Genomic DNA, 9,363 nt, shown 5'->3' with positions numbered 1-9,363 from the left:
GCCACCGCACCGCGGGCGCGCTGCGCACCGTTCTCGGCCAACGAGTCGGCGCGTTCCACGGCGAGCTTGCAGGAATCCACACGATTGACCTGCCCCATGCCGATGCCCACGGAGGCGCCGTCATGGGCGAGCAGGATGGCGTTGGACTTCACCGCGCGCAGCGATCGCCACGCGAATTCGAGGTCCGCGAGGGTCTGCTCGTCCGCTGCTTCTCCGGCGGCAAGGGTCCAGTTCGCGGGATCGTCACCGGGTGCATCCAGGCGGTCGGCCTGCTGGAACAGGGCACCTCCGGACACGGCACGGTACTCGAGCGGATCGCGGCCGAAGCCCTCCGGCAGTTCGAGCAGGCGGATGTTCTTCTTGGCCTGCAGGATCTCCAGGGCTGCGGGTTCGAAGCTCGGGGCCACCACGACCTCGGTGAAGATTCCCTTGAGGGTCTCGGCCATCTCCGCGGTCACGGGACGGTTGGCTGCAACCACGCCGCCGTAGGCGGAGAGCGGGTCGCACGCGTGGGCCTTGCGGTGGGCGTCGGCAATGGGGTCCGTGGCACCCGGGGACGCGATGGCCACGCCACACGGGTTGTTGTGCTTGACCACGGCCACGGCGGGCTGGTCGTAGTCGTAGGCCGCACGCAGGGCTGCGTCCGCGTCGACAAAGTTGTTGTAGGACATGGCCTTGCCGTGCAGCTGGTCGGCCTGTGCGATACCCGGCGAGGCGGCGTCGTCGACGTAGAGCGCGGCTTTCTGGTGGGGGTTCTCGCCGTAGCGCAGGGACTCGGCGCGCTGGAACGCGAGGCCGGCGTAGGGAGGCCAGAAGTTGGCCTCCGGATCGGACTCGAACTGCTGGGCGGTCCAGGTGGCCACCGCGGTGTCGTACGCGGCGGTGTGGGCGAACGCGGTGGCCGCAAGCTTCCGGCGGGCCGCGAGATCATAGCCACCGCCCTGGGCGGCGTTGATCACGTCCGGGTAACTCGCGGGATCCACGACCACGGAGACGGCGGCGTGGTTCTTGGCCGCCGCGCGCACCATGGAAGGACCTCCGATGTCGATCTGCTCGACCACGTCGTCCTGGGCCGCGCCGGAACGCACGGTGTCCACGAACGGATAGAGATTCACGACCACCAGGTCGAAGGGCTCGATCTCGAGCTCTTCCAACTGATCGATGTGCTCCTGCTTGCGACGGTCGGCCAGGATGCCGGCGTGCACGCGCGGGTGCAGGGTCTTGACGCGACCGTCCAGGCATTCCTGGAAGCCGGTGATGTCCGCGACCTCGGTAACGGGCACACCAGCCTGCGCAATCCGCTGGGCCGTGGAACCGGTGGACACAATGCTGACCCCGGCCTCGTGCAGACCACGCGCCAGCTCCTCCAGACCGGTCTTGTCATACACGGAGATCAACGCGCGCTTGAGGGGTACACGGTCCAGCTGAATTGAATTCACAAAAACTCCAGGAGAGGTCGGGGTGGGTGGGTGGCTCGGGGCCAAGAAAAGTCTACGACTGCTCTTCGATGGGCAGCTCAAAGTTAACGTCACGGCTCAACGCGGCCAGGGCGTTGACCAGGAGCCCGCGTTCGGCGGACTTGATGCGCTCGTGAAGGGTGTCCTCGGTGTCTTCAGACCGGACCGGCACGGCGACTTGGGCCAGGATGGGCCCCGCGTCCACGTCCGCCACGACCTCGTGCACAGTGGCACCGGTGACCTTGACTCCGTAGTTCATGGCGTCGCGCACGGCGTGCGCGCCCGGGAAGGATGGCAACAGCGAAGGGTGGGTGTTGATGATCCTACCCGCGAAACGCTCCACGAGCTGGGCGTCCACGATGCGCATGAATCCGGCGAACACCACGCGATCCGGGGCGTAGTTGGCGATGGCGCGTTCCAGGCTCCGGTTCCACTGCTCCCGCTCCGGATAATTGGCCAGCGGCACCAGGAACGTGTCGATCCCGGCGGCCTCCGCGCGTTCCAGGCCGACACAGGGTTTGTCCGCGCCCACCGCCACGATGTCCACGTCCACGTCGCCCTTGTGGAGCGCATCGATGATTGCCTGCAAATTTGTCCCGGAACCGGAAACCATGACCACGAGTCGCATACCGTTCATGCTAACGATTTTCTGTGGTCGGACCCGACCCGGCCGCTGCCTTACAGTGGAGATCATGCAGGATTCCGAAAGCCCAGACACAGCACACGCGTCCTCCCGTTTGAGGCTTTCCGGTCTGGCAGCCGCCTTGGCGCTGCTGTCCTCCGCGCTGGTCACCGGCCACGTGTGGTCCACCGCCGTGGGCGTGATCATGGCACTGGCCGGAGTGGTCCTGGGCATCGTGGCCTGAGCACGTCCCGCAAGGTCCAGTCGCGCTTCTTCATCACATTCTTGGCCATTCTGGCCACCGTATGGGGCGCATTCAACGCCTTTGGCGGTGGTGCGCGCTTGGCCGTGTGGCCGGCCTCGCAGGTCTACCAGGAGTGCGTCGATTCAGCACTGACGCTGTCCTCCACGAGCCACTGCCAGCGTCAGCTCACGGACAACATCTGGAACTACCTCTCGGGATCGGAGTTGGAGACCGGGCCCGCGGAATCCTCGCCGGGGGCCACGCCGTCGGAATCGCCGGCGCCCAGCGAATCAGCGGCGCCGTCCCGATCAGCGGAGTCCGCGGAATCCCCGTCGAACACGGCCACACCGTCACCGTCCGCATCCGCAGAATCTGCATCACCCAGTTCCTGAGCGGTCACCGCGGTCGACCCGTTCGCACCCCAGGGAGCAGCTTGGTTCCGATCGACGACGCCGCTCGGCCCGGTCGCGGGGTCCGTCCCGTCCGCGACGGCTCGTGACCGATGCTCCGCGCGAGGTGCGGGGTGCGCGCCGGTGCGCTGCTCAGACTCCGAAGGCTCCGGCTCCTCGGCGGACTGATCGTCGGCACCGGGCACTGCCAGTCGGGCGGCCTTACGTTTCGCCGATTTCTTGGCAGCCCGCTTCTCCCGAGCTTCCGCTTTCTTGGCTTGCTTGGCCTCAGCTTGGCGCTCCTTTTGGCGTCCCGCGCGGATCCTGCTGATTCTCCGTCGAGGCTCTCCGTGCCTTCCGTTTCGGCATCCTCGGCGGATGATTCCTCCAGGGAGCTGTTCCACGGATTCTTCCGGTACCCCTCGCGCTCGAGCCAGGGACCCAAAATGTATCCGATGACACCGCCGGCCGTGATCTCCGCACCCGTCCACAGGAACACGTGCCACGGATTCGGGCCGATGTCGGTGAGTCGGCCCAGCCCGAGTGAACCGTGGGACAACCAGGCCAACAAGGCGACGAGTCCCGCGCCGATGGCGGCGATGAAGGCGACCGTCAGCAGCGTGGACAGGATGAACGTGAACCAGCGCATGGGCAGCCGGATGGCCATCCAGTCGTCCAGGTGGTTCTCTCCTTCGCGCAGGAACCACAGCCCGCGAGCACTCCGGCCATGACCGGCAGCACCACCACGGCCGAGGCGTAGATCCAGGGATCGCCGCCCGGCAGGGCTGCAAATGGCGGGAACTGCGGCAGGGCACCCAGCGAGTTCTCGAACGGGGAGGTGAGTGTGCCCTCTCCCACCGAGAATCCGGCACCGCTGGCCCAGGCTGCGGCCCACACGATCATGTTGGCAGGTAACCGAACTGCAGAGCGGTCAGCGCGGTGTCTCCTGCCGCACCCGTGCCCAGTTCCTGGTAGACCGCAATGATGCCGTCCCAGTTCCACACCAACGCCACCACCGTCAGCAGCGCGCCGGCCGCAATGACGGCCACTGCGGACAGGAAACCCGCGCGGACCACGGCCCACACATAAGAACCGGCCCAGCGCGAGTACTGGCTGGTGCGCTGGATCCATGATGCGGCGTCGGCGCCCAGGACCGCGGCCAAGGAACGAGACACGCTCCAGCCGCCGACCAGGTGCCCAGACCAGCGGGGATCAGGGGGAAGAGCGCTCCGGACAGCACGCTCGCAGACACGTGCTCGGTACTGCTCACGAGCGCAACCAGGGCCCCGATCAGGCGTAGGTGACCATGCCCGCGAAGAAGGGTTTGAGGAACTGCCCGCGCCAGCACGCCCGCGCGATCCGGCGCCCGGCAATGACGGCAAGCCCGAACGGGATGAGCGTCAGGCCCAGGGGCACCAGTGTGAGCGTGCCGCCGCCCGACGAAAGATCGATGCCCTGGATGGCGGCCATGGTCAACGGCGTGCAGTGGGCCACCAGCCACACCTGACCCGCCAGCTGGAAACCACCCAGTGCACCCAAGGAGTCGAAACCACCGGCCAGCCACACGGCCGCCATGAGCAGTCCCGTGAGCAACAGACTGATGACCGCCACGGCCAGAAGTTCAATGACACCCTGAAGCCACAGCGGCATGGGGAACCCGTCCTCCGGGTGTCTCCGCTCGGGGTCGGATGGGGATTTTGGGGTGGGTGAATTACCGGAGGCGCCATCCTGGCGGCGTTGCAGCCGCTCGCGCGCCCCGGAAAGCATGCCGGAGAAAGTGGGGAAGTTCATCGCCTCCATCTTTCCACGTCCCAACCGGTGTTGGTCCAGACTTCACCCTGAGGTCACCCTGGCGTGGAGAGCCGGTGACCCGGGGCGGCCACAGTATTAATTGTGAGAATCGCAGTGGTTGCCGAACAGTTCCTCCCCCACATCAACGGCGTGACGCACTCCGTGGTTCGAGTCCTGGAGTATCTCCGGGCGCAGGGCCACGAAGCCATGGTCATCGCACCGTCCTACGAAAAGATCGGAGCCCTGGGCTCTGTGGACACCATGGACGGAGTGCGGGTTCAGCGCATCGCGTCCATTCCGCTCGCCGGCTACTCGGACGTCCGGGTGGCCAGCTGCACGGTGGCCCGCATGCAACGGATCCTGACCCGGTTCCAGCCGGACGTCGTGCACGTGGCCTCGCCCTTCGTCCTGGGCTGGCAGGCCATCCAGGCCGCCAAGAATCTGGGACTGCCGTGCGTGTCCATTTATCAGACCGATGTCCCCGGTTATGCCGCCCGCTATGGTGCACCGGTGCTGGAAAACGTGCTGTGGGGTCACGTACGGAACATGCACAACAGCTCACCGTGACCCTGGCTCCCTCCACTGCGTCCATCTCGTCGTTGCACGAGCACGGCGTGCAACGCGTGCGCATGTGGCGACGCGGCGTGGACACCCGCCGCTTCAACCCGGCTCGACGCGATCACGAATGGCGCGAACGGGTGGGCGGTGGCCGGAAGCTCGTGGGTTACGTGGGTCGCTTGGCTCCCGAGAAGCAGGTGCAGGATCTGGTGGTCCTGGATTCGCTGCCCGACACCCGGTTGGTGATCGTCGGTTCGGGGCCGGAGAAGGAGAAGCTCCGCATGCTCCTTCCCAACGCGTACTTCGTGGGATTCCTGGACGGTGACGAACTGGCCACCGCCATGGCATCGCTGGACGTCTTCGTCCATCCCGGTGAACACGAGACGTTCTGCCAGACGATCCAGGAAGCCATGGCCAGTGCCGTTCCCGTGGTCGCCGTGGGCCGCGGTGGACCCGTGGATCTGGTAGATTCCTCACGAAACGGCTGGCTCTACAAGCCCGGGGACACCGAAATGTTGCGCGCACGGGTGCTGGACCTGGTGGGTGACAACGCCAAACGAGCCGCTTTCTCCCGCACGGCTTACGACACCGTGCAGACGCGCACCTGGACCGCCGTGTGTGATCAACTCATGGATCACTATGCACAGGCACGGACCGTGGCCTCCCGCGCACGCCGATTGTCCACAACGGCACCCTGATTCATGGTGCACGATCCATTAGTTGATTAACTTTTGGTGACGTTATGAGACAAGCCCTGGTTTGTCATGGGCTCGACCCGCTACGCTCTAATCCAGCTTCACGAGATGCGCTCTGGAAATCGGGGTGAAACCCGAGTTCCTGCTGGGCTCCAACCCGGCGCACGCCAACCCTTGGTTCAGGGGTGGTTTGGATGACGAAGCGGCTGTGGCGCAACCGCGGGCATAGCAAGAACCTCACTGTACGAAAGCACAAAACTGATGAAGAACATTCAACAACTACGCGCAAAGACCGAGTCCCCTCGCGAACAATGGGTTGACGTCAACGTCGACATCGACCTGGACCACCACATGGTGCGTCTCATTGAGTCCAATGGAGACATCCACGAATATGTGAGCAACAACGTTCGCGCTCTGGCCCACGCAGCCGCCCACAACCGCGGCCGTGCCCAGTGGTGCGAAAAGTATCAGCAGCTTCTGGTTCCCGGAGCATCCAACGTCTCCGGTGGTATTCCGTTCTACAAACTGGAACCGAAACCGGTGGCCCTCAGCGCCTGATCAGGACCGTACGAAAGAAGCCCGGCACAACAGTGCCGGGCTTCGTTCGTGACTGGAGACCAGTGCTTACTTCGCGGCGGGCTCCTGAGCCTGATCCTGGGCAATCAGCTCTGCGGCGCGCTCACCGATCATGTACACCGTGATGTTGGGGTTCACGGTGACCAGTTCCGGCATCACCGAAGCATCGGCAACGCGCAGGCCACTCACGCCCTTGACCCGCAGCTGCGGATCCAGCGGTGAATCCTGATCATCGACCGGTCCCATACGGCACGAGCCGCGGGGTGATACACGGTGTTGTGGGTGCGCTTGATGTACTCGGCGATCTCCTCGTCCGTCTGCACGTCCTGGCCCGGGAACAGCTCCTGTCCCGCCCATTCGGAGAGACCCGACTGCGAGACGATCTCGCGGGCCTTGCGAATACCCGCGGTCATGATGCGCATGTCGTAGCCCTCGGGGTCGGTGAAGTACCGAGGATCCACACGGGGCTTGTCCCGGTAGTCACGCGTACGCAGGCGCACGGTGCCGCGGGAACGGGCGTGCGTGACGTTGGGGGTCAAACAGAACGCGTTGTCCGCGGTCGCGTACCCGTGCCGGTAGGTGTGCATGTCGAAGTTCACGCTGCCGTAGTGCATCATCAGGTCCGGGCGGTCCAGTCCCTCGTCCACCTGGGCGAACAGGCCGATCTCCCACCACTGGGTGGAGTCCTCGACCATGGGCTGCTTGGCCTCCCACTGGATCACGGCTTCGGGGTGGTCCTGCAGGTGTGAACCCACGCCCGGGGAATCCACCAGGACGTCCACGCCCACCTCGGTGAGGTGTTCGGCCGGGCCGATGCCCGAAAGCATGAGCAGCTTGGGGGTGTCGATGGCACCAGCGGAGACAATGACCTCACGGTTGGCCGAGATCACGTGCGCACGCCCGAAGGCATTGTCCGTGACCTCCACACCGGTGGCCCGCTGGTTCTCGTCGAACACGATCCGCTTGGCCTGGGTGCCGGTGAGAATCGTGAGGTTCTCGCGGTTCTTGATCGGGTGCAGGTAGCTCACCGAGGACGAGGAGCGGGTGCCGTCCTCGCGCGCATTGATCTGGAAGAAGTTCGCGCCCTGCGTCACCGTCTTGCCGGTGTTGAAGTCCGCGCGCGGAATCCCGGCCTGTTCGGCGGCGTCGAGAACCGCCACACCGCAGGGATCCACGGCGGGGACCTGGCGCAGCCGCACGGGACCGTCGTGGCCGTGGTGGGATCCGGGATCCTCGTTGTTCTCGAGTTTCTTGTACAACCGGAATGCCATCTCCGCGTTCCAGCCCTCGACCCCGAACTTGGACTCCCACTCGTCCATGTCCTCGGCGGGTGCCCAGAAGGCGATGCACGAGTTGTGCGACGAGCAACCGCCCAGCACCTTGGCGCGAGCCAGACGCATGTACGAGTTGCCGTTCTCCTGCGGTTCGATCTGGTAATCCCAGTCGTAACCGGATTCAAGCAGTTCCATCCAGCGGTTGAGCGTCAGGACTTCCGGCACGTTCTCGTCGTGGGCGCCGGCTTCGAGCAGTGCCACGCTCACGTCCGGGTTCTCGCTCAGGCGCGCCGCGATCACGGCGCCGGCGGAGCCCGCTCCGACAACAACGTAATCGTAGGTAGCCACGTTTTCAGTGGTGCTCACAGTTTCTCCCATCGGTCGTTCTTAGGTGTCCCGTGTTCTGCTGCCGGGCGGCTCAGTGCTCGGCGAACCAACCGGTCACCGCGGGGCGGGTGTTCTGGTAGATGTGCTTGGTCTCCTGATATTCGGCCAGACCGTGGAAGCCCAGTTCGCGGCCCACACCGGACTGCTTCATACCGCCCCACTCGGCCTGGGGCAGGTACGGACCGAAGTCGTTGATCCACACGGTTCCGTGGCGCAGCTTGCCGGCCACGCGCTGGGCGCGTCCCGCATCCTGGGTCCACACGGCACCGGCCAGGCCGTAGTTGGTGTCGTTGGCGATCTCGATGGCTTCTTCCTCGGTGCGGAAGGTCTCGACCGTCGCGGTGGGGCCGAAGGCCTCGTCGTACACGCAGTCCATCTCGCGCGTGCACTGGTCGATCACGGTGGGCAGGTAGAACACACCCTTGCCGAGGTCCAGCGATCCGTCCGCCGAAGGTCCTTCCGCGAACTGGCCACCGCAGCGCACCCGAGCGCCCTGCTCGCGGGCCCGCTCCACGTAGGCGTGGACCTTGTCACGGTGGGCCTCGGAGATCAGCGCGCCGGTCTCTGCCTTCTCGTCGAAGGGACCGCCCAACTGGATTCGCTCTGCGCGGCGCACCAGATCGGTCACGAACTTCTCGGCAATGGATTCCTCGATCACCAGGCGCGCGCCGGCGGAGCAGACCTGGCCGGAGTGGATGAACGCGCCGTTGAGCGCGTTGTCCAGAGCGGCGTCGTAATCCGCGTCCGCAAAGACCACGTTGGGGTTCTTACCGCCCAGCTCCAGGGCCACCTTCTTGACCGTCGACGCCGCTTCGGCCGCGATCACGCGACCGGTCACCAGGCCGCCGGTGAAGGACACGAGGTCCACGCGCGGGTCACTGGACAGCGGAGCACCCGCCTGGGCGCCGCGCCCAGCACCAGGTTGCCCACGCCGGCGGGGAGTCCGAGGTCCGCGAGCACCTGCAGCATGAGGATCGAGGTGTGCGGGGTGAGTTCGGCCGGCTTGAGCACAAAGGTGTTACCCGCCGCGAGCGCCGGTGCGATCTTCCACGCGGCCTGCAGCAACGGGTAGTTCCACGGGGTAATCATGCCGCACACGCCCACGGGTTCGTGAACGATGCGACTGACCACGTCGGGATCACCGGCATCGACAATGCGACCGGCATCCACCGCGGCAATCTTGCCGAAGTACTCGAAGCAGTTCGCGATGTCGGACATGTCCTGGCGCGACTCGTCGATGCGCTTGCCCGTGTCCTTGGACTCGGCCAGGGCGAACTCCTCGGCACGCTCGCGCAGGGTGTCGGCAACGCGCAGCAGGAACTGCCCGCGCTCGGGCGCGGGGACGCTCGCCCAGCGCTCATCGTCCGCTA

The 9,363-nt window shown here is 65.6% G+C and carries 6 protein-coding genes, 5 pseudogenes and 1 riboswitch; of the genes and pseudogenes, 3 read left to right on the top strand and 8 right to left on the bottom strand.

Translation table 11 applies throughout. From position 1 onward, the window contains the following. Together purH and purN are read right to left on the bottom strand one after the other, a co-directional pair. Positions 1-1,439, bottom strand: a 1,439-nt coding sequence (purH, locus tag YO9_RS0101680; RefSeq protein WP_016995958.1) for a bifunctional phosphoribosylaminoimidazolecarboxamide formyltransferase/IMP cyclohydrolase, incomplete at its 3' end; no start/stop codon positions are given. A 52-nt stretch (positions 1,440-1,491) separates the two neighbouring features. Next, on the bottom strand, positions 1,492-2,085 hold the full coding sequence (purN, locus tag YO9_RS0101675; RefSeq protein WP_016995957.1) for a phosphoribosylglycinamide formyltransferase: 594 nt from the start codon (positions 2,083-2,085) through the stop codon (positions 1,492-1,494). Positions 2,086-2,149: 64 nt separating this feature from the next. On the opposite strand from purN, the gene YO9_RS0101670 reads away from it, so the two are divergent. Next, complete coding sequence (locus YO9_RS0101670) at positions 2,150-2,323, top strand: hypothetical protein (RefSeq protein WP_223285939.1); 174 nt, start codon at positions 2,150-2,152, stop codon at positions 2,321-2,323. Positions 2,324-2,528: 205 nt separating this feature from the next. On the opposite strand, the gene YO9_RS16245 is transcribed toward YO9_RS0101670, so the two are convergent. The 4 genes and pseudogenes from YO9_RS16245 to YO9_RS19490 form a co-directional block, all read right to left on the bottom strand. Beyond that, the gene (locus YO9_RS16245; RefSeq protein WP_223285941.1) at positions 2,529-2,918 is read right to left on the bottom strand and encodes a hypothetical protein; all 390 of its coding nucleotides are present in this window, start codon (positions 2,916-2,918) and stop codon (positions 2,529-2,531) included. A gap of 305 nt (positions 2,919-3,223) precedes the next feature. Continuing rightward, a pseudogene (locus YO9_RS19495) lies at positions 3,224-3,361 on the bottom strand (cell division protein PerM); the annotation flags it as partial. Continuing rightward, positions 3,325-3,887: pseudogene (locus YO9_RS16240) on the bottom strand (cell division protein PerM). The pseudogenes YO9_RS16240 and YO9_RS19495, both read right to left, overlap by 37 nt. 115 nt (positions 3,888-4,002) lie before the next feature. Beyond that, positions 4,003-4,503: a cell division protein PerM gene (locus YO9_RS19490; protein WP_262925533.1), complete on the bottom strand. Its 501-nt coding sequence runs from the start codon at positions 4,501-4,503 to the stop codon at positions 4,003-4,005. A 102-nt stretch (positions 4,504-4,605) separates the two neighbouring features. On the opposite strand from YO9_RS19490, the pseudogene YO9_RS21230 reads away from it, so the two are divergent. Together YO9_RS21230 and YO9_RS0101645 are read left to right on the top strand one after the other, a co-directional pair. Further along, positions 4,606-5,759 (top strand): annotated as a pseudogene (locus YO9_RS21230) (glycosyltransferase family 4 protein). Between the two features lie 96 nt (positions 5,760-5,855). Further along, positions 5,856-5,997, top strand: a riboswitch (SAM riboswitch). Between the two features lie 20 nt (positions 5,998-6,017). Continuing rightward, positions 6,018-6,314 carry a hypothetical protein gene (locus YO9_RS0101645; protein ID WP_016995953.1) on the top strand — a complete coding sequence of 99 codons (297 nt, stop codon included), beginning with the start codon at positions 6,018-6,020 and terminating at the stop codon, positions 6,312-6,314. 66 nt (positions 6,315-6,380) lie between these two features. Here YO9_RS0101645 and YO9_RS0101640 read toward each other — a convergent pair. Beyond that, positions 6,381-7,984, bottom strand: a pseudogene (locus tag YO9_RS0101640) (GMC family oxidoreductase). 40 nt (positions 7,985-8,024) lie between these two features. Then, positions 8,025-9,363: pseudogene (locus tag YO9_RS0101635) on the bottom strand (aldehyde dehydrogenase family protein); the annotation flags it as partial.

The sequence above is a fragment of the Kocuria atrinae C3-8 genome, assembly GCF_000286355.1.
Taxonomy (GTDB): Bacteria; Actinomycetota; Actinomycetes; order Actinomycetales; family Micrococcaceae; genus Kocuria; species Kocuria atrinae_A.
This window is presented reverse-complemented; position numbering and strand designations above follow the sequence as displayed.

Coding starts and splice junctions, on each gene's coding strand:
- purN (WP_016995957.1), bottom strand. CDS start 2,085: ATGCGACTCGTGGTCATGGTTTCCGGTTCCGGGACAAATTTGCAGGCA.
- YO9_RS0101670 (WP_223285939.1), top strand. CDS start 2,150: ATGCAGGATTCCGAAAGCCCAGACACAGCACACGCGTCCTCCCGTTTG.
- YO9_RS19490 (WP_262925533.1), bottom strand. CDS start 4,503: ATGAACTTCCCCACTTTCTCCGGCATGCTTTCCGGGGCGCGCGAGCGG.
- YO9_RS0101645 (WP_016995953.1), top strand. CDS start 6,018: ATGAAGAACATTCAACAACTACGCGCAAAGACCGAGTCCCCTCGCGAA.